Origin of the sequence: Streptomyces sp. NPDC050759 (assembly GCF_044456945.1) — a bacterium.
In the GTDB taxonomy this organism is placed as follows: Bacteria; Actinomycetota; Actinomycetes; order Streptomycetales; family Streptomycetaceae; genus Streptomyces.
Genome location: NZ_JBITGI010000019.1, coordinates 51,414 through 73,630 on the forward strand (window position 1 = coordinate 51,414; position 22,217 = coordinate 73,630).

Genomic DNA, 22,217 nt, shown 5'->3' on the forward strand with positions numbered 1-22,217 from the left:
GACACAGTCTCTCCTACGTACGCTGGCCCCATGGAGACGGGGAGCGGGCAGAACACTGAGGTCGCCGGCGACGAACCGGTGTGGACCGGGCTGCCGCCGGGGCTGCTGCGGATGCGACGGCTGTTGCTGGTGGTGTGGCTGGGACTGCTCGCCGTGGCCCTGGGGCTGCTGCTGGGGCTGCTGTGCGGGCCGGCGTGGGCGGCCTTCGCGCTGCTGCCGCTCGCCCTCATCGGCTGGGGCTGGGTGATGATCGGCCGCAACTGGCGGTCCTGGCGCTACGCCGAGCGCGCCGACGACCTGCTGATCAGCCGGGGCGTCCTGTGGCGCGAGGAGACCGTCGTGCCGTACGGCCGCATGCAGCTGGTGGAGGTCACCTCCGGGCCCGTGGAACGGCACTTCGGGCTGGCCAGCGTCCAGCTGCACACGGCGGCCGCGGCGACCGACGCGACCATCCCGGGTCTCGACCCGGCCGAGGCGGAGCGGCTGCGCGACCGGCTCACCGAACTCGGCGAGGCCCGATCGGCGGGCCTGTGACCGCGCAGGGCGTCGACGACGCCATAGAGGAGAAGCCGGAGAAGGAACCCGTCACCGAGCGGCGGCTGCATCCCATAACGCCCCTCAGGCGGGCGTGGGCGCCGGTCGCCGTCGTCATCGGGTGGGCCGTGCACGACCCCGACCAGACGCAGCGCCAGCTGACCCGGCTGACCACCACCACGCTGCTGATCGCGCTCGCCGTCATCGTCCCGGCCGCCGCCCTGTACGGCTTTCTCACCTGGTGGTTCACCCACTTCGCGGTGACCGACACGGAACTGCGCATCCGGACCGGCCTGTTGTTCCGGCGTACCGCGCACATCCGGCTCGAGCGGATCCAGGCGGTCGACGTCACCCAGCCTCTCCTCGCGCGCGTGGCGGGCGTCGCGAAGCTCAGGCTCGATGTCGTGGGCACCGACAAGAAGGACGAACTGGCCTTCCTCGGGGAGCGCGAAGCGCGGGCCCTGCGCGCGGAACTGCTCGCGCGCGCCGCCGGGTTCGCTCCCGAGACCGCGCACGAGGTGGGCGAGGCACCGGCGCGCGTGCTGCTGCACACGCCTCCGCGCGATCTCGCGCTCTCCCTCGTGCTGACGGGCGCCACCTGGGGCAGCCTGGTCGCCGCCCTCGTCGTACCGCCGCTGCTGTGGATGGCCACCCACAGCGTCTGGACGGTCCTCGCGACCGCCCTGCCGCTGCTCGGCGCGGCGGGGGCGAGCAGCGTGGGGCGGTTCGTCACCGAGTACGACTGGACGGTCGGCGAGTCCCCCGACGGGCTGCGCATCGACCACGGGCTCCTGGACCGCACCCACGAGACGGTGCCGCCGGGGCGGGTGCAGACCGTACGGATCGTGGAGCCGTTGCTGTGGCGGCGGCGCGGCTGGGTCCGGGTCGAGCTGGACGTGGCCGGTTCGTCCAACTCCGTGCTGGTGCCGGTCGCTCCCCGCGAGGTCGCCGAGGCGGTCGTCGCGCGCGTGCTGCCCGGCGTGACCGTGCCGCCGCTGTCGGCGCTGTCGCGGCCCCCGCGGCGGGCCGGCCGGTGCGTGCCCGTGTGGTGGCGCGGCTACGGACTCGCCGTCACCGACTCGGTGTTCGCGGCGCGGCAGGGGCTGCTGCGGCGGAGCCTGGCACTCGTCCCGCACGCGAAGGTCCAGAGCGTACGGCTCGCACAAGGGCCCTGGGAGCGGCTGTGGCGGGTCGCCGACGTCCATGTGGACACGGGAGCGAACAAGACCGTCACGGCCCGCCTGAGGGACGCCCAGGAGGCCGCGGAGCTGCTCACGTCGCAGGCGGAGAGGTCGCGGACGGGACGGAGAGGGGCACGGCCCGACCGCTGGATGGTCTGACCGTGCCCCTGGTGAGCACCTGTGCGTCCGTCAGGAGACCGCGCTGCGCAGGCCCTTCAGGTCGATCTGTTCCGTCTCGTCGTGGGCCGTCAGGTCGATGACCTGGCCGACGCCCCGCGACTCCTCGTCGGCCGGCTTGAACTCCGCCTCCGACTCGGCCTTGTGCAGGGCGAGCGCCTCCTGGCCGACGACGTCGGCCAGGTCCTCGTTCTGCACGGCCTCCAGGGCGTCCCGCGAGGTACCCGCCTTCGTGCCGAAGAAGTCGAACCCGCCCTCGATCCGCGGGCGCCGCGCGGGGCCCGCGGGCACGACCGCGACCGCGGTCGGCGCGATGAAGTGCCCGGCGGGCTGCTGCTGCGGCTGGGCGGCTCTGCCCGTGGTGGCGGCGGCCGCGCGCTCATGCCCGTCGACCGCCTCGGGCTTCCCCCGCGCCTCGTCCTCCGGCGCGGCCTCCGCCTCGGTGCCGACGCCGTCCGCCGCGCCGGAAGCCGCGTTCACCGGCTGCCCCTCGGGGTCGGCCCCGGCCTTGGGACCGGCCTTGGGATCGCTCTTCGCGGCGCCCTTCGGCTCGGCCTTGGGCTTGGCGGTCGCGGCCTTCGCCTCTGGCTCGTCCTCCGGCCCGGCCCCTGACCCGACCTTGGTCCTCGTGGCCCCGGCGCCGTCCTGGTCCAGCCTCTTCAGCGCCGCGTTCGCCCGCAAGAACAGCCGGGACCCCTCCGGGGAGAAGATCGCGGGCCGCTCCGGGGTCTCCTGCGAGGTCTCCGAAGCCTCGGAGACCTCGGTCTCCAGCTCGGTCTCCCCCTCGACCGCGCCCTCGGGCCCGTCCTCGGCAGCCACCGCCACGGCCTCCGCGTCGGACTGCGCCGCCGGCAGCGCACGCGCCGGGGCGGCCTCTATCTCCAGCAGCCGGCGGCCCTCCAGGGCGCTCGCCCGCTCGGTCTCCGCCGTGGCGTACCGCCGCAGCAGTGCCGCGTGTTCATTGCGCAGCCCCGCCAGCTCCGCGCGCTTGGCCCGCAGCCGCTGCTCCAGCTTGACGCGCAGCTCGCGCGACTCCTCGAGATCGGTCTCGAGTTCGGCGACCCGCTCCTCGTGCCGCCACTCGTCGCCGGCACGCGCGCGCGTGAGGTCCGCGACCTGCTTGCCGGCCTGCGCGTCCCAACGGCGCATGACGGCCGCCCCCACGACCGCGACCGCCGCGGCGAACGCGGCTATCACGCGCAGCACGGCCTCTTGCGAGAACACCCAGGGGCCGAAGGCACAGACGAGGGAGACGCCAGCGATCGCCGACGGAGGCAGCAGCCTGTGCAAGGGCGGGGAATGGCGGTGACGTCCACGTGGCATGGCCAGAAACTTACCGCGCGTAGGCGAATCGTGGTGCCCCGCCCCGTAAAAACACAGCCACCCCGTTGCCTTCACCCGACATCAGGAATCGGAACGGCCGCCGAATTCGGCGTATTGATCACTCATCGATCACCTATCGATCGTTCAGCCGCTCGCTGACCCACTGCAAGGTCGCCGGGATCTCCCGTCGCCAGGTGTTGAAGTTGTGCCCGCCGCTTTCCAGGATGATCGACGAGATCCGCGTCGTTTCCGTGGCCTTCACCCGCTCTATGAACTTCAACGTGTCCTTGTAGTTCGTCTCGCCCACCTTGCTGCTGCTGACGAGCAGTGAGGTGTCGGGCGCGGGCAGGTGTGTGAGGCACCACCACAGGTTCGCGCGGTCGCGCAGCGCCTTGTCGCCCTGGAAGAGATCGCCCGTGGTGGGGTCGACGGGCGCGTTGTAGTACGGGGAGAGGCCCGCCCCCGCGGCGTACACCTTGGGATGGTGCATGGCGAGTTTCAGCGCGCAGTAGCCGCCCGTGGAGTCGCCGATGATCCCCCAACTCCCCGGTTCCCTTCCCACCCGGTAGTGCGCGGTCACCGCTTCCGGCAGGTCCTTCGCGAAGAACGTCTCGGTCTGCGGGCCATCCGGAACGTCCGCGCACTCGGTGTCCCGCGGCGGTGCCACCGTCGGCCGCAGCATCACCAGGATCATCGGACGCATACGGCCGTCCTTGGTCAGTTCCAGAGCGGTGCGCGGATAGTGGAGTTTGTCCACCAGCGCTCGCGCGGTGCCCGGATAACCGGTGAGCACGACGGCCGCGGGGAAGGTACGCGCGCGATAGCGCTCCTGGAAATACTCCGGCGGCAGATAGACGTACGCGGGGCTGGCGATGTGTGACGTGGGGCCGACGATGTCGACCTTCTGAACCTGCCCGACCGACGACGACCGAAAGCCGACCCTGCCGGGCACGGCCCCGATCTCGGTCACCTTCAGGGGCCCGCGCGAACGGTCGCCCGGGGTGTGGTCGACCACCACACCCTGGTCGGTCTCCCGGCCGAACAGGTCGGCCCAGGAGGCGTAGAAGCCGTAGGCGTGGTTGGCGGCGAGCCCCAGCGACACGAAGAGCGAGAGCTGCGTCGCGAACAGCAGCCCGATGCGGCCGCTGACGGGCCGCCAGCCACGCAGTGCCAGACGCGGCCAGAGCCACACCGTGCCGGCGAACAGCGCCACGGCGGCCAGGACCGTCAGCACCAGCGTGTTGTTGCTCGTGAGACCCATTGCTTGCTTTCGCTTTCCTCGGCCTTTGAAACGGCTTTGAGGAGATGAGTGAACCTCTCCTCACGAGACACCGTCCTAGAGGGCGCAATGTCGCCGGATGCCCGAATCGGGGCTCCGGATCCAGAGTCACTCGCAGAACCATGGGATGCGATGTCTGTCAGGACAGATGAGGAAATGTCGGGCGGGGTTCCGATCCGATCAACACGGCTGCGGCGTGCACTGCACGGACCGCGCCCCGAGGCCGTCCCCGTCCTCGTCGCCAGAGCCTGCGCCCTCGTAGGCCTTCTGGACATCGCCGCCGGCGTCTTTCCGCGCTTCCGGCACAGCCGTATGCACACCATGGCCGAGGTACTGCCCGGCGCGCTCGGCCCGTTCGCGGCCGCGCTCTCGCTCAGCACCGGCGTGCTGTTGCTGCTGCTCGCGCACGGCCTCAGGCGCCGCAAGCGCCGGGCCTGGCGGGCGGCCGTGGCACTGCTGCCGGCGGGCGCGCTGGCGCAGTTCACGTACCGTCACTCACTCGTCGGGGCGGCCATCTCGCTCGCCCTGCTCGCGCCGCTGCTGCGCCACCGCGACCAGTTCAGGGCGCTGCCCGACCCGCGCAGCCGCTGGCGCGCGCTCGCCAACTTCGTACTCATGGGCGCCGGTTCCCTCACCCTCGGGCTGATCATCGTCAGCGCCCACCCGAACCGCATGGTCGGAAACCCGAGCCTGGCCGATCGCATCACGCACGTCCTGTACGGCCTCTTCGGCTTCGAGGGCCCCGTCGACTACCAGGGCGACACCTCGTGGACCGTCGGCGCCTCCCTGGGCGCCCTGGGCCTGCTCACCGCGATCACCACGATCTACCTCGCCTTCCGCCCCGAGCACCCGGCCGCCCACCTCACGGAGGAGGACGAGAGCCGCCTGCGGGCCCTGCTGGCCAAGCACGGCGGCCGCGACTCGCTCGGTCACTTCGCGCTGCGCCGCGACAAGGCCGTCGTCTTCTCCCCCAGCGGCAAGGCGGCCGTGACCTACCGCGTCGTCTCCGGCGTGATGCTCGCCAGCGGCGACCCGATCGGCGACGTCGAGGCCTGGCCGGGCGCCATCGAGCGCTTCATGGACGAGGCCCAGGCGCACTCCTGGACACCCGCCGTCATGGGCTGCTCGGAGACCGGCGGCGAGGTGTGGACCCGCGAGACCGGCCTGGACGCCCTCGAACTGGGCGACGAGGCGGTGGTGGACGTCGCGGATTTCTCGCTCGCCGGCCGCGCGATGCGCAATGTGCGCCAGATGGTCAAGCGCATCGAGCGGGCCGGTTACGAGACCCGGGTGCGGCGCGTCCGTGACCTCGGGGAGACCGAGCTGGAGCGGATCCGGCAGGCCGCCGAGGACTGGCGCGGCACCGACACCGAGCGCGGCTTCTCCATGGCCCTGGGCCGCATCGGCGACCTGGCCGACGGCGACTGCCTCATCGCGACCGCCCACAAGGCCGACGGCCGGCCCGGTCCCTACGGCGATCTCAAGGCGATCCTGCACTTCGTTCCGTGGGGAACGGACGGCGTTTCCCTGGACCTGATGCGGCGGGACCGCTCGGCGGACCCCGGCATGAACGAACTGCTGATCGTGGCAGCCCTCCAGGCCGCCCCGAAACTCGACATCACGCGCGTGTCGCTCAACTTCGCGATGTTCCGCGCGGCACTCGCGCGCGGCGAGAAGATCGGCGCGGGGCCGGTGCTGCGCGCCTGGCGGGGCCTGCTGGTCTTCCTGTCCCGCTGGTTCCAGATCGAGTCCCTGTACAAGTTCAACGCCAAGTTCCAACCCCGCTGGGAACCCCGTTTCGTCGTCTACCGGGCCTCGGGCGACCTCCCGCGCATCGGTTTCGCCGCCATGCAGGCGGAGGGCTTCGTCAACCTCGCCCTGCCGTTGCCGCGCTTCCTGCGCCGCCGCTCGCACACCGCACGCGCGTGTGCCCACGCGGTCGCGGAGCGGGACGTCAGAGCGGCCTGAGCCACCGGCCGCGCGGCCCCGCCGCGCCACGCTGGGCCTAGGCTGAACGCATGAGCAAGCAGAGCGGACGCGGGCGCGTCGCCGGGCTTCCGGAATGGGACCGCTGCGCGGTCATGGGAGTCGTGAACGTCACCCCCGACTCCTTCTCCGACGGCGGCCGCTGGTTCGACACGGCGGCCGCCGTCAAGCACGGCCTCGCCCTCGTCGAGGAGGGCGCCGACCTCGTCGACGTCGGCGGCGAGTCCACCCGTCCCGGAGCCACCCGGGTGGACGAGGACGAGGAGCTCCGGCGCGTCATCCCCGTCGTCCGCGGCCTCGCCTCCGAAGGGGTCACCGTCTCGGTCGACACCATGCGCGCCTCCGTCGCCGAACAGGCCCTCGCCGCCGGCGCGGCCCTCGTCAACGACGTCAGCGGCGGCCTCGCCGACCCCGCGATGATCCCGGTCGTCGCCGACGCGGGCGCCCCCTTCGTCGTCATGCACTGGCGCGGCTTCCTGGAGGGCGGCAACGTCAAGGGCGTCTACGCCGACGTCGTCGCCGAGGTCGTCGACGAGCTCCACGCGCGCGTGGACGCCGTCCTCGCGGGCGGCATCTCTGCCGACCGGGTCGTCGTCGACCCGGGCCTCGGTTTCTCCAAGGACGCCGAGCACGACCTGGTCCTCCTCTCCCACCTCGACCGCCTCCTCGGCCTCGGCCACCCCCTCCTCGTCGCCGCCTCCCGCAAGCGGTTCCTCGGCCGTGTCCTCGCCGGTCCGGAAGGCGCCCCGCCGCCCGCGCGCGAGCGCGACGCCGCCACGGCCGCCGTCTCCGCCCTCGCTGCTCACGCCGGCGCGTGGGCGGTGCGCGTGCACGAGGTGCGCGCGACGGCGGACGCGGTACGGGTCGCCCGCGCCGTGGAAGGAGCGCGTACGACGGACAACGGCGCGGAAGGAGCCCGGTGAGCGCCCCTCACACCGACGTGGAACAGGTGGAAGCCGCCAACACCGCCTTCTACGAGGCGCTGGAGCGCGGTGACTTCGAGGAGCTGTCCTCGTTCTGGCTCACCCCTGCCGACCTGGGCGTCGACGAGGAGTACCACGACCCGGCCGACGTCGGCGTGGTCTCCTGCGTGCACCCCGGCTGGCCCGTGCTGACCGGCCGCGGCGAGGTCCTCAGGTCGTACGCGCTGATCATGGCGAACACGGACTACATCCAGTTCTTCCTCACGGACGTGCACGTCTCCGTGACCGGCGACACCGCTCTGGTGACGTGCACCGAGAACATCCTCAGCGGCGGCCCGGCACCCGAGGGCGGCGAGGAGCTCGGCCCGCTCGTCGGCCAGCTGGTGGTCGCCACGAACGTGTTCCGCCGCACCCCCGAGGGCTGGAAGATGTGGTCCCACCACGCCTCTCCGGTGCTGGCCGAGAACGACGAGGACGAGGACGGGGAAACCCCTTGACCCGTCGGGACCAGGAAGTGGTTGGAATCACGAACCCCTGGGTAGGGGCGGCTACCAACCCGTGAGCCGCCGGGTTCCCCAGGGGAAACGTCCGGTGAAACCTCCGGACCCCGGCATCGGCGCGCGCCCCCGTGGCCCGGCGCTGTCAGTGTTCGCAGGTAGATTCGTTCGAGGCCGGTGGTATCGCCCGCACACGGTACGGACCGGCCGTCACCGACGATTGCAGGAGTGATTCGCGTGGATCGTGTCGCGCTGCGCGGCCTGAAGGCTCGCGGACACCACGGTGTGTTCCCCAAGGAACGCGACGAGGGCCAGACCTTCATCGTGGACATCGTCCTGGGACTGGACACCCGCCCGGCCGCCGCCGACGACGACCTGACGAAGACCGTGCACTACGGCATCGTGGCGGAGGAGGTCGTGGCCGTCGTCGAGGGCGAACCCGTCAACCTCATCGAGACGCTCGCCGAGCGCATCGCCCAGGCCTGTCTGAAGCACGAGGGGGTAGAGGAGGTCGAGGTCAGGGTCCACAAACCCGACGCGCCGATCACCGTGCCCTTCGACGACGTGACCGTCACCATCACCCGGAGCCGAGTATGACCGCGTCCTTCGCCGCGGGTCACAGCGACCCGACCGTACAGCCGGTGCCCGCCTCCGTCGTGCAGCAGGTGGACGCCGCCGACACCACCCTCCACAACCCGAAGCGGGCCGTGCTCTCCCTCGGTTCCAACCTCGGCAACCGCCTGGAGACCCTCCAGGGGGCCATCGACGCCCTGGAGGACACGCCCGGCGTGCGCATCAAGGCCGTCTCCCCCGTCTACGAGACGCAGCCGTGGGGCGTGCCGGCCGACAGCCAGCCGTCGTACTTCAACGCGGTTGTCGTACTGAAGACCACGCTCCCCCCGTCCTCCCTGCTGGAGCGGGCGCACGCGGTCGAGGAGGCCTTCAACCGGGTGCGGGACGAGCGCTGGGGCCCGCGCACCCTCGACGTCGACATCGTCGCGTACGCCGAGGTGGTCTCCGACGATCCTGTCCTCACCCTGCCCCACCCCCGCGCCCATGAGCGCGCGTTCGTGCTCGTCCCCTGGCACGACGTGGAACCCGAGGCCCAGCTGCCGGGCCGCGGCCCGGTCGCCGAACTCCTCGACACCGTCCCGCGAAACGGCGTGGAAGCCCGCAAGGACCTGGAACTCCAGCTGCCCCAATAGCCGTTAAGGTCAAGACGACCACTGTCCGTGGGACACCCAAGGACCTCGGGGGAGCTGAAGGGGCACCGTGAGAGAGCTGCGCATCAGGCTGCTGGCCGGCGTCTTCGCCGTGGCCGGGATCCTGTCCTGGGCGGGCGCCCGCCTGTGGAATTCGATCGGAACCCTGCCCAGCGTCCCGCTGGCCGCCCCCATCGTCCTCGCCCTGATCGCCGTGGTGCTCATGGCCACGGCGCTCTCCATCCGCTCCCGCCTGAAGGCCCAGCGCGAGCGGGTCCCCGAGGCGAAGGGCGTCGACCCGCTGATGGCCGCCCGCGCGGTCGTCTTCGGCCAGGCCAGCGCCCTGGTCGCCGCCCTCGTCTCCGGCATGTACGGCGGCACCGGCGTCTTCCTCCTGGAATCCCTCGACATCCCCGCCCGCCGCGACCAGGCCATCTACGCCGGCTTCTCGGTCCTGGCAGGGATCGCGGTGATAGCGGCGGCCATCTTCCTGGAGCGTGTGTGCAAGCTTCCGGAGGACGACGACCGGAACACGGGCGCCGCGTCGACCGCGTGAGGCCCGAAGTCGACGGACGGTCCGAGAACAGCCCGGCCGGTCAGCGCGCCATGATGAGGCTCATCGCCTCGTTGCGCGTCGCCGCGTCCCGCAGCTGACCGCGCACGGCCGACGTGAGCGTCTTCGCACCGGGCTTGCGGATGCCCCGCATCGACATGCACATGTGCTCGCACTCCACGACGACGATCACGCCACGCGGCTCCAGGATCTCCATCAGGGAGTCCGCTATCTGCGTGGTGAGTCGTTCCTGCACCTGCGGCCGGCGGGCATAGACGTCCACGAGCCGCGCCAGTTTCGACAGCCCCGTGATCTTGCCCGTGGTGGCCGGGATGTACCCGACATGGGCGACGCCCCGGAACGGCACCAGGTGATGCTCACAGGTCGAGTACACCTCGATGTCCTTCACGAGCACCATCTCGTCGTGCCCCAGGTCGAACGTCGTGGTCAGCACGTCCTCGGGCCTCTGCCACAGCCCCGCGAAGATCTCCTTGTACGACCGGGCCACCCGCGCCGGAGTCTCCCGCAGGCCCTCTCGGTCCGGGTCCTCGCCGACCGCGATCAGCAGCTCGCGGACGGCGTTCTCGGCGCGCTTCTCGTCGAACTCGCCGATCGAGCCCTCGCCGTCCAGCGTCACGGGGTCGGTCATCTGGTGCCTCGTTCCTAGAGTCCCTCACGGCCGAAAAACGCCGTGCCCCCCAGGCTAAAACCTGGGGGGCACGGCATCCATTCCGGGTCCGGTGAGGTCACCGGGTCGGGACGGGTGAGCGTCAGCTCTCGGGGCGCTCCTCGGGTACCGCTTCCGTGACCGGCTCCGACGCGGTGGCCTTGGCGGTGGAGATCGCCGGCGTCGCACCGTTGGCGCCGTTCGTCAGTGCCAGCTCCCTGGGGGAGAGCACCGGCGGACGGGTGGACGGTGTGCGGCGGGAGGAGCCGGTCCAGGCCGGCCGCGGGGGACGCTTGACGATGGGAGCGAAGATCTCGGCGATCTGCTCCTTGCTCAGCGTCTCCTTCTCCAGCAACTGAAGGACCAGCTGGTCGAGGACGTCGCGGTTCTCGACCAGGATCTCCCAGGCCTCGTTGTGCGCGGTCTCGATGAGCTTCTTGACCTCTTCGTCGACCAGCGCGGCGACCTCTTCCGAGTAGTCACGCGGGTGCGACATCTCCCGGCCCAGGAACGGCTCGGTGTTGTCGCCACCGAACTTGATGGCTCCGAGACGCTCGGTCATGCCGTACTGCGTGACCATCGCGCGGGCTGTCGCCGTGGCCTTCTCGATGTCGTTCGCGGCGCCGGTGGTCGGGTCGTGGAAGACCAGTTCCTCGGCAGCGCGGCCGCCCAGCATGTAGGCGAGCTGGTCGAGCATCTCGTTGCGCGTGGTCGAGTACTTGTCCTCGTCCGGCAGGACCATCGTGTAGCCCAGAGCACGGCCTCTCGAGAGGATCGTGATCTTGTGGACCGGGTCGGAGTTCGGAGAGGCCGCCGCGACCAGGGCGTGTCCGCCCTCGTGGTACGCGGTGATCTTCTTTTCCTTGTCCGACATGATCCGGGTCCGCTTCTGCGGGCCCGCCACGACGCGGTCGATCGCCTCGTCCAGCATGTGGTTGTCGATGAGCTTCTTGTTGCTGCGCGCCGTGAGGAGCGCCGCTTCGTTCAGCACGTTCGACAGGTCCGCGCCGGTGAAGCCCGGGGTGCGGCGGGCGACGGCCGAGAGGTCGACGTCCGGAGCGACCGGCTTGCCCTTCTGGTGGACCTTGAGGATCTCCAGACGGCCCTGCATGTCCGGGCGGTCGACCGCGATCTGGCGGTCGAAGCGGCCGGGGCGCAGGAGGGCCGGGTCGAGGATGTCGGGCCGGTTCGTCGCGGCGATGAGAATCACACCGCCCTTGACGTCGAAGCCGTCCATCTCGACGAGCAGCTGGTTCAGCGTCTGCTCGCGCTCGTCGTGACCACCGCCGAGGCCGGCGCCGCGATGGCGGCCGACCGCGTCGATCTCGTCGACGAAGACGATCGCCGGGGCGTTCGCCTTGGCCTGCTCGAAGAGGTCACGGACCCGGGAGGCACCGACACCGACGAACATCTCGACGAAGTCGGAACCCGAGATCGAGTAGAAGGGGACACCGGCCTCGCCCGCGACGGCGCGCGCGAGCAGGGTCTTGCCGGTGCCGGGAGGGCCGTACAGCAGTACGCCCTTGGGGATCTTGGCCCCGACCGCCTGGAACTTCGCCGGTTCCTGGAGGAACTCCTTGATCTCGTGGAGCTCCTCGACCGCCTCGTCCGAGCCTGCGACGTCCGAGAACGTCGTCTTCGGGGTGTCCTTGGTGATGAGCTTCGCCTTGGACTTCCCGAAGTTCATGACCCGGGAGCCGCCGCCCTGCATCTGATTCATCAGGAACAGGAAGACGACCACGATGAGGACGAAGGGGAGCAGGGAGAGCAGGATCCCGACGAAGGCGTTCTGCTTCGTCGGCGAGACGGTGTACCCGTCGGGGATCTGCTTGTCCTGGTACTTGGTCTGCAGCGTGTTGGCGATGGTCACGCCCTGGTCGCCGATGTAGCTCGCCTGGATCTTCGAGCTGCCCTCGACCTTTTCGCCGTCCTTGAGCTGCACCTTGATGGTGTTCTCGTCGCCGGTGGTCAGCTTGGCTGATTCGACCTTGTTGTCATTGATCGCCTGGACGACCTGGCCGGTGTCCACCGTCTTGTAGCCGCCCGACGAGCCGACGACCTGCATCAACACGACCACGGCAAGGACGGCCAGCACGATCCACATGACCGGCCCACGGAAGTATCGCTTCACGTCCATCCATACGGAGCGGTGCCGCCCCGTCCCTCCTGCCATAGTGAGTTTGATAAGACAGTTCTTCTGACGGTACCCCAGCATTGTGGGCCGAAGCCGCACGGGAGAGCTGTCGAACCGTCTGCATGCTCCAACGGCGCGAAACCCGCTGGGGTTCCCGATCGTCCTACAGGGCTTGAACCGTCTGGCTCAGCCGCCGTAGACGTGGGGCGCGAGCGTACCGACGAACGGGAGGTTGCGGTACTTCTCGGCGTAGTCGAGACCGTATCCGACGACGAACTCGTTGGGGATGTCGAAGCCGACCCACTCGACGTCGATGGCGACCTTGGCGGCGTCCGGCTTGCGCAGCAGGGTGCACACCTTGAGCGACTCCGGCTCGCGGGAGCCCAGGTTGGACAGCAGCCAGGACAGCGTCAGACCGGAGTCGATGATGTCCTCGACGATCAGGACGTGCTTGCCCTTGATGTCGGTGTCGAGGTCCTTGAGGATCCGCACCACGCCGGAGGACTGGGTGCCCGCGCCGTAGGACGACACGGCCATCCAGTCCATGGTGACAGGGGTGGACAGCGCCCGCGCGAGGTCCGCCATGACCATCACCGCGCCCTTGAGGACGCCGACGATCAGCAGGTCCTTGCCCGCGTACTCCGCGTCGATCTTCGCGGCGAGCTCCACGAGCTTCGCGTCGATCTCTTCCTTGGTGATGAGTACCTCTTTGAGGTCGGCACCCATGTCTTTCGCGTCCACCGCATCACTTTCGGTCGTCCCACGAGCCGTCCGTCACTCCCCGAGGGAGCAAAGGGTTCAGCCTTGCCGAATCACCAGTCTGCCACCCTGCCGCCGGGCGACGACCTTGCCCGGGAGATTGATGGCTCCCTGGCCGCGCCAGCCGGTGATCAGACGGTCGACTTCCTCGATGTGACGGGCGAAGAGCGAACCGGCCGGGGCGCCTGCCTCGATCGCCGCCCGGCGCAGGACGCGGCGGCGCACGGCGGGCGGCAGGGCGTAGAGCTTGGCGCACTCCAGGAGTCCGGCGGCGTCGCGTACGGAGGCCTCGGCCTGGCGGGCCCAGGCGTCGAGGGCGTCGGCGTCGTCGCGGGAGAGCTGGGCCGTACGGGCAAGGGCCTCGACGACTCCTTTGCCGAGCGCCTTCTCCAGGGCGGGCAGGCCTTCGTGGCGCAGCCGGGAGCGCGTGTAGGCGGGGTCGGTGTTGTGCGGGTCGTCCCAGACGGGCAGGGACTGGACCATGCAGGCCTTGCGGGCGATCTGCCGGTCGAGTTCGAGGAAGGGCCGGCGATAACGGCGGGCGGCCCCCGGGCCCCCGGAAACAGCTGCCATGCCGGACAGGGAGCGGGTGCCGGAGCCGCGGGCGAGGCCGAGCAGGACGGTTTCGGCCTGATCGTCGCGGGTGTGGCCGAGCAGGACGGCGGCGGCGCCGTGGCGTTCGGCCGCGGCGTCGAGGGCGGCGTAGCGGGCGTCGCGCGCGGCGGCCTCGGGACCGCCTTCGCGGCCGACGGTCACGGCGGTGGACTCGACGGGGTCCAGGCCGAGTTCGCGCAGCCTGAGGGCGACTTCCTCGGCGCGCAGGTCGGAGCCGGGCTGGAGGCCGTGGTCGACGGTGACGCCGCCGGCGCGGATGCCGAGCCTGGGAGCCTCGAAGGCGAGGGCGGAGGCGAGGGCCATGGAGTCGGCGCCGCCGGAGCAGGCGACGAGTACGAGCGGCGACGGCGGGCGCTCGTGCGGGCTCTGCCCGGCAGAAGCATGATGGGCGTCAGAGGCGTGATGGTCGTTGAGGATGTCGTGGAGGACGCGGCGGACCGCCAGGCGTATCGCCGCGACCGCAGGATGGGGACCCATGTCCGGTTCCCTTCATGAAGTTTTCGGGGGGTGAGCCCGAGATTCGGTCACTCAGAGTGTGTAGATGGTGACAGAACCGGGGCGTTCCCCGAGCATTGCACGCCTACCCCCCGCTCACGGTCCCTCGGACGGGTGATTGAAGGGGCGTTCGCCTGCCGTCGGCCGGATTCCTCTCACGACGTCCGTACACGGTTCACGACTCGGCCTTGCGGTGCACCCGCGCGACCCAGTCCGCCGGTTTGGCGATCTCCGTTTTGGTCGGGAGCGTGTTGGGGGAGGTCCACACGCGGTTGAAGCCGTCCATGCCGACCTGGTCGACGACGGCCCGCACGAAGCGTTCGCCGTCGCGGTACTGCCGCAGTTTGGCGTCCAGACCGAGCAGCTTGCGCAGGGCCATGTCCAGGCGGGAGGCGCCCTTGGCCCGCCGCTGCTGGAACTTCTCGCGGATCTCGGCGACGCTCGGCACGACGGCCGGCCCCACTCCGTCCATGACGAAGTCGGCGTGGCCCTCCAGGAGGGACATCACGGCGGTGAGGCGGCCGAGGATCTCCCGCTGGGCCGGCGTCTGCACGATCTCCACGAGGGAGCGTCCGCCGTCGTCGTCCTCCTCGCCCTCGGGACGCCCGCCGGCCAGCGACTGGGCGGCCTCCCGGATGCGCTCCAGGACGGTCATGGGGTCGACCTCGGTCTCCCCGAGGAACGACTGGATTTCGCCCTCCAGATGGTCACGCAACCAGGGCACGGCCGTGAACTGCGTGCGGTGCGTCTCCTCGTGAAGGCACACCCAGAGGCGGAAGTCGTGGGGCTGGACGTCGAGTTCGCGCTCCACGTGCACGATGTTCGGGGCGACCAGCAGGAGCCGGCCGCCGCCGTTCTCCCCGGCCGGGAGTTCGCGGGTGGCCGGGGCGAAGGTCTCGTACTGGCCGAGGACGCGGGAGGACAGGAACGACAGGAGCATCCCGAGCTCGACGCCCGTCACCTTGCCGCCGACGGCCCCGAGGACCGCGCCGCCGGGGGTGTTGCCGCGCCGTTCCTGCATCTTCTCCAGGAGCGGTTTGAGGATCTCCCTGAACCCGGCGACGTTCGCCCGGACCCAGCCGGGCCGGTCGACGACGAGTACGGGAGTGTCGTGGACGCCTTCCGTCCCCATCCGGGTGAAGCCGCGGACGTGTTCCTCCGAGGCCTTGGCGTGCCGGCGCAGTTCCGCGACGACGGCCCGGGCCTCGTCGCGGCTCACGTCGGGGCCCGGCCGCACGAGCCGGGTCGCGGTCGCCACCGCGAGATTCCAGTCGACCATCTCGGCACCACCGATGCTCGTCATGCGTCAACCGTACGTGAGCGGTCCCACTTGGGGCAGGCCGCGCGGCAGGGCGAGGCGGTCGCCGGGTCAGCCGCAGCCGCAGGCCGCCAGCGCCGAGGCGGTGCGGTCCAGCGCGCTCTGCGCCGCTCCCGGGTCCGTCGTGTCCGAGGTCAGGAACGCGAAGGCCAGCAGTTGGCCGTCCCGGTCCACGACCGTCCCGGCCAGGGTGTTCACCCCGGTCAGGGTGCCCGTCTTCGCTCGTACGACACCTGCCGCGCCGTCCGTGTAACGGCTGGTCAGGGTGCCGGTGAAGCCGGCCACCGGGAGGCCGGTGAGGACGGGTCGCAGGTTCGGGTGGGCCGGGTCGCCCGCCTTCACCAGCAGGGACGTCAGCAGGTCCGCGGTGAGCCGGTCGGCGCGGTCGAGTCCGCTGCCGTCGTGGAAGGCGGCGCCGGCGAGCGGGAGTCCGAGTTTCTTCAGCTGGGCACGGATCGCCCTGCCGCCGCCCGCGAAGTCGGCGCGCTGCCCGTCCGCCACGGCGGTCTGGCGGGCGAGGGCCTCGGCGATGTCGTTGTCGCTGTTGGTCAGCATGCGTTCGACCAGGGCGGACAGGGGCGGCGAGAGGACCTCGGCGAGGTTCTCGGCGCGGCCGGTCGCCTTGGAGGGGCCGGGTGACGTGGTCCTGATGCCGTGGTCCGACAGGAACCGGGCGAACGTGCGGGTCGCGTCCGCCGCCGGGTCCGTCGTGCGCGGCGCCGGTCCACTGGCCGTGTCGTCGGTGCGGGCCTCGTCCACCATCAGGGCGCTGACGGGGGCGAGGTTGTCGTTGACCCCGATCGGGTGGATCTCGGAGCCCGCGTAGAGGGTCTTGTCGTAGGACAGCGTGACCGTCGTGATGCCCCGCTTCTTCAGGGCCGTGGCGGTCTCGTCGGCCAGTTCGCGCAGGCTCGCCCAGCCCCCGGCGTCCGCGCGGGCGGTGAGCGTGGGGTCGCCGCCGCCGACGAGGACGAGCTCCTTGGTGTCGGCCTCCAGGGCCGCGCGCGTGACGATGCGGTGGTCGTCGCCGAGGGCGGACAGAGCGGCGACGGCGGTGGCGATCTTCGTGGTGGAGGCCGGGGTCAGCGCCGTGCCGGCACCGGCGCCGTAGAGCCGCTTGCCGGTGGCGACGTCCACGACGGCCGCCGTGTGGCGGGTGCCGAGTGCGGTGTTGCCGAGGAGCGGGCCGAGGACCGTGGCAAGCGCTTGGCCGGTCGGGGCGGACTTCACCGTGTTGGCCCCGCCGCCCAGTGCGGTGAGCACGGACGGGGCGCTCGGAGCGGGGCGCGGCCCGGCGGCCGTCGTACCGGAAGCACCTCCGTGATCTGTGCCACCCGTCCGCTCGAGGGCGACCGCCCGGTCCCGCTCGGCCGTACGCTGACCCGAGGAGTCCCACGGACCGGCGGCGGTCGCCACGGTGGCGGCCAGCGCCAGACCGGCGGTGGCGGCGCCCGCGGTGTACTGCCAGGTCCTGACGGCTTCCGGGCGAGGAATCCGTGCAAGCCGTGTGACCTGCGGTTTCACGGCGGCGACGGTCCGTAGGAGATACGGCTGTACGGCGTCCTTGGCCCGGGTCAGTCCTGGACGTACGGCGCCCGCGGCGCGTGCCAGACGCGGTCGTACGGCGTTCGCGAACCGCGTCACATGCGGTCTCGCAGTCCGCCAAGGCCTCAGTTCAGGCACGACCAACAGCCCCTTTCGCGATCACACACCAGCGTGAGGGACACTTAACCACCAGAACTATGTGTTGATCATGGAGGAGCCACCGGTGGAGTTCGACGTCACGATCGAGATCCCGAAGGGTTCGCGGAACAAGTACGAGGTGGACCACGAGACCGGTCGGATCCGCCTGGACCGTCGACTCTTCACCTCGACCGCCTACCCGACCGACTACGGCTTCGTCGAGAACACCCTCGGCGAGGACGGCGACCCGCTGGACGCGCTGGTCATTCTTGACGAGCCGACGTTCCCGGGCTGCCTCATCAAGTGCCGTGCGATCGGCATGTTCCGCATGACGGACGAGGCCGGCGGTGACGACAAGCTGCTGTGCGTCCCGGCGACGGACCCGCGGGTGGAGCACCTGCGCGACATCCACCACGTCTCCGAGTTCGACCGCCTGGAGATCCAGCACTTCTTTGAGGTCTACAAGGACCTGGAGCCCGGCAAGTCCGTCGAGGGCGCCGACTGGGTCGGCCGCGTCGACGCCGAGGCCGAGATCGAGCGGTCCTACAAGCGCTTCAAGGACTCGGGCGGCCACTGAGCCCTGTACTTCTGACGGGCCGCACGCGCACGCGTGCGGCCCGTCAGTGTGCCCGCGCATACTGAGGCCTACGGAATGTGTCGTTCAGGGAGCGTTACGGAGTGACGGAGGCGGAGCACCGCAAGCCGCAGTCGGACGAGGCGAGGAGTTTCTACGACTCCGAGATCACGTCCGAGTTCGCCGTTCCCGACGGGCTCGCCATGCCCAGAACCGTCGGCGGCGAGCCGGAGACCACGTCCGAGTTCGCGCTGCCGAAGGGGCTGGACGTCCCGCAGCAGCCGGCCGCGGAACCCGAGGGGTCGGCGTTCACCGCGCCCCGCACCTACAGCGCGAAGGACGCGCCACCCGCGTTCACCCCGCCGACCGGCATTCCGGTGGTCAGCCTCACCAAGGACGTGCCCTGGCAGGACCGGATGCGCACGATGTTGCGGATGCCGGTGGCCGAGCGGCCCGCGCCGGAGCCGGTGCACAAGTCCGAGGACGACGCCGGTCCGGCCGTCCCGCGCGTGCTCGACCTGACCCTGCGTATCGGCGAGTTGCTGCTCGCGGGCGGTGAGGGCGCGGAGGACGTGGAGGCGGCGATGTTCGCCGTCTGCCGGTCCTACGGCCTGGACCGCTGCGAGCCGAACGTCACCTTCACCCTGCTGTCGATCACCTACCAGCCGTCGCTCGTGGACGATCCCGTGACGGCCTCCAGGACCGTACGACGGCGCGGCACCGACTACACGCGCCTGGCGGCCGTGTTCCAGCTCGTGGACGACCTCAGCGACCCCGAGACGGCCATCTCCCTGGAGGAGGCCTACCGGCGGCTCGCGGAGATCCGCCGCAACCGGCACCCCTATCCGACCTGGGTGCTCACCTCGGCGAGCGGGCTGCTCGCGGGGGCGGCCTCCGTGCTGGTCGGCGGTGACCTGCTCGTGTTCGTCGCGGCCATGCTGGGCGCGATGCTCGGCGACCGGCTGGCGTGGCTGTGCGCGGGGCGCGGGCTGCCGGAGTTCTATCAGTTCACGGTCGCCGCGATGCCGCCCGCCGCGATCGGGATCGCGCTGACGCTGGCCCACGTGGACGTGAAGGCGTCCGCGGTCATCACCGGTGGGCTGTTCGCGCTGCTGCCCGGGCGGGCGCTGGTGGCGGGCGTCCAGGACGGGCTGACCGGCTTCTACATCACCGCGTCGGCCCGGCTCCTCGAGGTCATGTACTTCTTCGTGGGCATCGTGGTCGGCGTGCTGGTGATGCTCTACGTCGGCGTGCAGCTCGGGGCGCATCTCAATCCCGACGAGGCGCTGTCGACGGACTCGCGGCCGCTGTGGCAGATCGCGGCGTCGATGCTGCTGTCCCTGACCTTCGCCGTGCTGCTGCAGCAGGAACGATCCACCGTGCTGGCCGTCACGTTGAACGGCGGTGTGGCCTGGTGTGTCTACGGCGCGATGCGCTACACCGGCGAGTTCTCCCCGGTCGCCTCCACGGCCGTCGCGGCGGGGCTCGTCGGTCTGTTCGGGCAGTTGCTGTCCCGGTACCGGTTCGCGTCCGCGCTGCCGTACACGACAGCGGCGATCGGGCCCCTGCTGCCGGGTTCCGCCACGTACTTCGGGTTGTTGTCGATCGCCGGGAACAAGGTCGACGAAGGATTGGTGTCGCTGTCCAAGGCGGCGGCGCTCGCCATGGCCATCGCCATCGGGGTCAACCTGGGCTCCGAGATCTCCCGGTTGTTCCTGAGGGTCGGTTCCGCGGGGAAGCGGCGGGCCGCCAAGAGGACGCGGGGGTTCTGACCCGCGCCCCCGGCAGAGCTCAGTACCCCTGGTCGTTGTAGGGGTTCTGCTGGTTCTGCCCGCCGTACTGCTGGTTGCCGTAGTTCTGCGGGTACTGCTGGGCATACGGCTGCTGCTGCGGCTGCTGCTGGCCGTAGTACTGGTCGTAGCCGTTCTGCTGCTGAGGGGGCTGAGGGGGCTGCTGCTGGTCGTCCGACGGGATGCGGCGGAGCTGGGTCGTCGCGTCGTCCATGGGCTGGTACGGCTGCTGGGGCGGGGCCTGGGCCGCCGCCCGCTTCTTCTTTCCGCGCTCCCGGAGGTACTCGATGGCGATCGGGACCACCGAGACCAGGACGATCAGGACGAGGATGGCCTCGACGTTCTTCTTGATGGCGTCGATCTGGCCGAGCCAGTAGCCGGCGAGGGTGACGCCCGTGCCCCAGGCCACGCCGCCGATCAGGTTGTACGTCAGGAAGGTGCGGTACTTCATCCGGCCGGCGCCGGCCACGATGGGGGCGAAGGTGCGCACGATCGGGACGAAGCGGGCCAGGACGATGGCCTTGGGGCCGAACTTCTCCATGAACTCGTGGGCCTTCTCCAGGTTCTCCTGCTTGAAGAGCTTGGAGTTGGGGCGGCTGAAGAGCCTCGGCCCGAAGAACTTGCCGATCATGTAGCCGACCTGGTCGCCGAGGACGGCGGCCAGCACGATGAGCGCGCAGACCAGCCACAGGGGCTGGCTGATGAAGTTCCCCTCGGCCACGAACAGGCCCGCCGTGAACAGCAGGGAGTCACCCGGCAGGAACGCGAAGAGGCCCGACTCGGCGAAGACGATCAGGAGGATGCCTGGCAGGCTGAACGTCTCGATCAGATAGTCGGGGCTGAGCCACTCGGGGCCGAGCGCGAGCGTGGTCACGGGATTGTGGCTCCTGCGTGTGGGTGCGGGCTGGGACTGGCTGCCCAAACGTATCAACGCAGCCGTGGTGGCCCAGGTTCCATCCGGCTCCCCAGGATGCACTGTGCTCTCTCCGGGGCAAAGCTGTGAGCCATGGGTATTGACGAATACGGCGGTGGCCAGGGGCCCCAGCCCGACGTGCTCGTGGTGACGACGAACGACGTACCCGGCCACCGGGTCCAGGAAGTCCTGGGCGAGGTGTTCGGGTTGACCGTGCGCTCCCGGCACCTCGGCAGCCAGATCGGTGCGGGGCTGAAGTCGATGATCGGCGGCGAGCTCAAAGGGCTCACGAAGACGCTGGTGCAGACCCGCAACCAGGCCATGGAGCGGCTCGTCGAGCAGGCACGCGCGCGTGGGGCGAACGCCGTGCTGATGTTCCGCTTCGATGTGACGGAGGCGGCGGACGTCGGCACGGAGGTGTGCGCCTACGGCACGGCGGTGGTCCTGACCCGGGAGTGACCCGTACGGGGTCCCGGGCCAGGACGGTCACTAGCTGTGCCGGGCTGCGTTGGTGAGGATCGCGTCCTTGAGGTGCTCGGCCAGTCCCTCGTGCATCGAGTCGTAGTACGCCTTGAAACGCTCGTCGGAGACGTACATCTCGGCGAGACACGTGTGCATCTCGTACGGGCACTCGAAGTACCACGTGCTGATGTGCCGACGGTGTTCCTCGGCCATGTCCATGGCGCGCTCGCCCGTCGGGGGCTCACCGGCGGCCATCAGTGCCGTGTAGCGCTCCTCCCAGTCGTTCACCGCGGCGGTGATGCGCTTCCAGTCCTCCTTGGTGTAGCGGGCCGCGCGGCGCTGCGACTCGGCGTAGATCTCCGTGCCGCTCCACCGCTGTTCCGCCTCCTCGGCGTACTGCTCGGGGTCCTTGTCCCCGAACACCTCGAACCTCTCCTCCGGCGTGAGATTGATCCCCATCGTGCGTGCCTCCATGGCGTGCTCCACGGCCGCCGCCATCTTCTGCAGCTTCTCGATCCGGGCGGTCAGCAGCTCGTGCTGGCGGCGCAGATGCGCGCGCGGGTCCGCGGCCGGGTCGTCGAGCAGGGCGGCGACCTCGTCGAGCGGGAAGCCGAGCTCGCGGTAGAACAGGATCTGCTGCAGCCGGTCGAGGTCGGCGTCGCTGTAGCGCCGGTGGCCCGCGTGGCTGCGCTCGCTGGGCACGAGCAGGCCGATGTCGTCGTAGTGGTGCAGCGTGCGCACGGTGACGCCGGCGAAGCCCGCGACCTGTCCCACGGAGTAGCTCACTTCGTCCGCTCCCTTCTCGGTACGCGCTCCACGGTGACTCCTCACGCCACGTGAGGTGCAAGCCCGGCAGGAACATCTCCGGGTCCAGTCTGTTCTGTCCGCTTATCGTGAGCCCTGGCCCAGGACACCGCGCAGCAGGCATCCGCCGCCCCGGCGACCCGGGCCCGCGCTACCGAGTACCGGCCCATCCCAGTGCGTCCGGCAGGTTGCGCCACAGCACGTGCAGCTCACAGCAGCGCACGGGAGTATCCAGACCGGTGGTGGCCGGATCGGGACCTGCGTGCCCGGGCACCTTCCACACCACCAGACCCACTGTCACCCCGGTCGCGGTGAGCATGACCAGCATCCGCAGCACTCTCCGCGCGG

The 22,217-nt window shown here is 70.5% G+C and carries 22 protein-coding genes; 11 read left to right on the forward strand and 11 right to left on the reverse strand.

Annotated elements, in window-relative coordinates; genetic code table 11:
- Positions 1-30 precede the first annotated feature (30 nt).
- A complete protein-coding gene (locus ACIBJB_RS39285; protein ID WP_355746727.1) occupies positions 31-534 on the forward strand; it encodes a PH domain-containing protein in 504 nt (167 codons plus the stop codon).
- On the forward strand, positions 531-1,874 hold the full coding sequence (locus tag ACIBJB_RS39290) for a PH domain-containing protein (RefSeq protein WP_398938315.1): 1,344 nt from the start codon (positions 531-533) through the stop codon (positions 1,872-1,874). Before ACIBJB_RS39285 ends, ACIBJB_RS39290 begins: the two co-directional genes overlap by 4 nt.
- Positions 1,875-1,904: 30 nt before the next feature.
- Here the strand turns inward: ACIBJB_RS39290 and ACIBJB_RS39295 are convergent, their stop codons facing one another.
- Together ACIBJB_RS39295 and ACIBJB_RS39300 are read right to left on the reverse strand one after the other, a co-directional pair.
- A complete protein-coding gene (locus ACIBJB_RS39295; protein ID WP_398938318.1) occupies positions 1,905-3,215 on the reverse strand; it encodes a hypothetical protein in 1,311 nt (436 codons plus the stop codon).
- A gap of 133 nt (positions 3,216-3,348) precedes the next feature.
- Complete coding sequence (locus tag ACIBJB_RS39300; RefSeq protein WP_398938320.1) at positions 3,349-4,476, reverse strand: alpha/beta hydrolase; 1,128 nt, start codon at positions 4,474-4,476, stop codon at positions 3,349-3,351.
- A 174-nt stretch (positions 4,477-4,650) separates the two neighbouring features.
- Between ACIBJB_RS39300 and ACIBJB_RS39305 the strand changes: the two genes are divergently transcribed.
- The 6 genes from ACIBJB_RS39305 (at position 4,651) to ACIBJB_RS39330 (ending at position 9,658) form a co-directional block, all read left to right on the forward strand.
- Positions 4,651-6,462 carry a phosphatidylglycerol lysyltransferase domain-containing protein gene (locus tag ACIBJB_RS39305; RefSeq protein ID WP_398938322.1) on the forward strand — a complete coding sequence of 604 codons (1,812 nt, stop codon included), beginning with the start codon at positions 4,651-4,653 and terminating at the stop codon, positions 6,460-6,462.
- 50 nt (positions 6,463-6,512) lie between these two features.
- Complete coding sequence (folP, locus tag ACIBJB_RS39310; protein WP_398938324.1) at positions 6,513-7,403, forward strand: dihydropteroate synthase; 891 nt, start codon at positions 6,513-6,515, stop codon at positions 7,401-7,403.
- The gene (locus ACIBJB_RS39315) at positions 7,400-7,900 is read left to right on the forward strand and encodes a nuclear transport factor 2 family protein (protein WP_398938326.1); all 501 of its coding nucleotides are present in this window, start codon (positions 7,400-7,402) and stop codon (positions 7,898-7,900) included. The genes folP and ACIBJB_RS39315 overlap by 4 nt, the downstream gene beginning before the upstream one ends.
- A 237-nt stretch (positions 7,901-8,137) precedes the next feature.
- A complete protein-coding gene (gene folB, locus ACIBJB_RS39320) occupies positions 8,138-8,497 on the forward strand; it encodes a dihydroneopterin aldolase (protein WP_398938328.1) in 360 nt (119 codons plus the stop codon).
- Positions 8,494-9,105, forward strand: coding sequence for a 2-amino-4-hydroxy-6-hydroxymethyldihydropteridine diphosphokinase (folK, locus tag ACIBJB_RS39325; RefSeq protein ID WP_398938330.1), 612 nt, complete (start codon positions 8,494-8,496; stop codon positions 9,103-9,105). The genes folB and folK overlap by 4 nt, the downstream gene beginning before the upstream one ends.
- 67 nt (positions 9,106-9,172) lie before the next feature.
- Positions 9,173-9,658 (forward strand): DUF3180 domain-containing protein, encoded by a 486-nt coding sequence (locus ACIBJB_RS39330; RefSeq protein ID WP_398938332.1) that lies wholly within the window; start codon positions 9,173-9,175, stop codon positions 9,656-9,658.
- 40 nt (positions 9,659-9,698) lie between these two features.
- Here ACIBJB_RS39330 and folE read toward each other — a convergent pair whose 3' ends face one another.
- From folE to dacB, 6 genes are all read right to left on the reverse strand, one after another.
- Positions 9,699-10,304 (reverse strand): GTP cyclohydrolase I FolE, encoded by a 606-nt coding sequence (gene folE, locus ACIBJB_RS39335; protein WP_062051750.1) that lies wholly within the window; start codon positions 10,302-10,304, stop codon positions 9,699-9,701.
- 121 nt (positions 10,305-10,425) lie between these two features.
- Positions 10,426-12,459: an ATP-dependent zinc metalloprotease FtsH gene (ftsH, locus tag ACIBJB_RS39340; RefSeq protein ID WP_398938477.1), complete on the reverse strand. Its 2,034-nt coding sequence runs from the start codon at positions 12,457-12,459 to the stop codon at positions 10,426-10,428.
- A 183-nt stretch (positions 12,460-12,642) separates the two neighbouring features.
- Positions 12,643-13,182: a hypoxanthine phosphoribosyltransferase gene (hpt, locus tag ACIBJB_RS39345; RefSeq protein WP_266518604.1), complete on the reverse strand. Its 540-nt coding sequence runs from the start codon at positions 13,180-13,182 to the stop codon at positions 12,643-12,645.
- A gap of 72 nt (positions 13,183-13,254) precedes the next feature.
- A complete protein-coding gene (tilS, locus tag ACIBJB_RS39350; protein WP_398938335.1) occupies positions 13,255-14,307 on the reverse strand; it encodes a tRNA lysidine(34) synthetase TilS in 1,053 nt (350 codons plus the stop codon).
- 193 nt (positions 14,308-14,500) lie between these two features.
- Positions 14,501-15,628: a zinc-dependent metalloprotease gene (locus ACIBJB_RS39355; protein ID WP_266515601.1), complete on the reverse strand. Its 1,128-nt coding sequence runs from the start codon at positions 15,626-15,628 to the stop codon at positions 14,501-14,503.
- A gap of 66 nt (positions 15,629-15,694) precedes the next feature.
- Positions 15,695-17,287, reverse strand: a complete 1,593-nt coding sequence (dacB, locus tag ACIBJB_RS39360; RefSeq protein WP_398938337.1) for a D-alanyl-D-alanine carboxypeptidase/D-alanyl-D-alanine-endopeptidase — start codon at positions 17,285-17,287, stop codon at positions 15,695-15,697.
- Positions 17,288-17,411: 124 nt separating this feature from the next.
- On the opposite strand from dacB, the gene ACIBJB_RS39365 reads away from it, so the two are divergent.
- Together ACIBJB_RS39365 and ACIBJB_RS39370 are read left to right on the forward strand one after the other, a co-directional pair.
- Entirely contained in the window at positions 17,412-17,903 is a 492-nt protein-coding gene (locus tag ACIBJB_RS39365) for an inorganic diphosphatase (RefSeq protein WP_059209164.1), read from the forward strand.
- Between the two features lie 101 nt (positions 17,904-18,004).
- Positions 18,005-19,672, forward strand: a complete 1,668-nt coding sequence (locus ACIBJB_RS39370; RefSeq protein ID WP_398938339.1) for a threonine/serine exporter ThrE family protein — start codon at positions 18,005-18,007, stop codon at positions 19,670-19,672.
- 19 nt (positions 19,673-19,691) lie between these two features.
- On the opposite strand, the gene ACIBJB_RS39375 is transcribed toward ACIBJB_RS39370, so the two are convergent.
- Positions 19,692-20,564, reverse strand: a complete 873-nt coding sequence (locus ACIBJB_RS39375) for a DedA family protein (protein WP_398938341.1) — start codon at positions 20,562-20,564, stop codon at positions 19,692-19,694.
- Positions 20,565-20,696: 132 nt separating this feature from the next.
- Between ACIBJB_RS39375 and ACIBJB_RS39380 the strand changes: the two genes are divergently transcribed.
- Positions 20,697-21,062 carry a YbjQ family protein gene (locus tag ACIBJB_RS39380; RefSeq protein ID WP_389102927.1) on the forward strand — a complete coding sequence of 122 codons (366 nt, stop codon included), beginning with the start codon at positions 20,697-20,699 and terminating at the stop codon, positions 21,060-21,062.
- Between the two features lie 30 nt (positions 21,063-21,092).
- On the opposite strand, the gene ACIBJB_RS39385 is transcribed toward ACIBJB_RS39380, so the two are convergent.
- Positions 21,093-21,851 (reverse strand): MerR family transcriptional regulator, encoded by a 759-nt coding sequence (locus ACIBJB_RS39385; RefSeq protein WP_398938344.1) that lies wholly within the window; start codon positions 21,849-21,851, stop codon positions 21,093-21,095.
- 169 nt (positions 21,852-22,020) lie between these two features.
- Entirely contained in the window at positions 22,021-22,197 is a 177-nt protein-coding gene (locus ACIBJB_RS39390) for a hypothetical protein (protein WP_398938481.1), read from the reverse strand.
- Between the last annotated feature and the right edge of the window lie 20 nt (positions 22,198-22,217).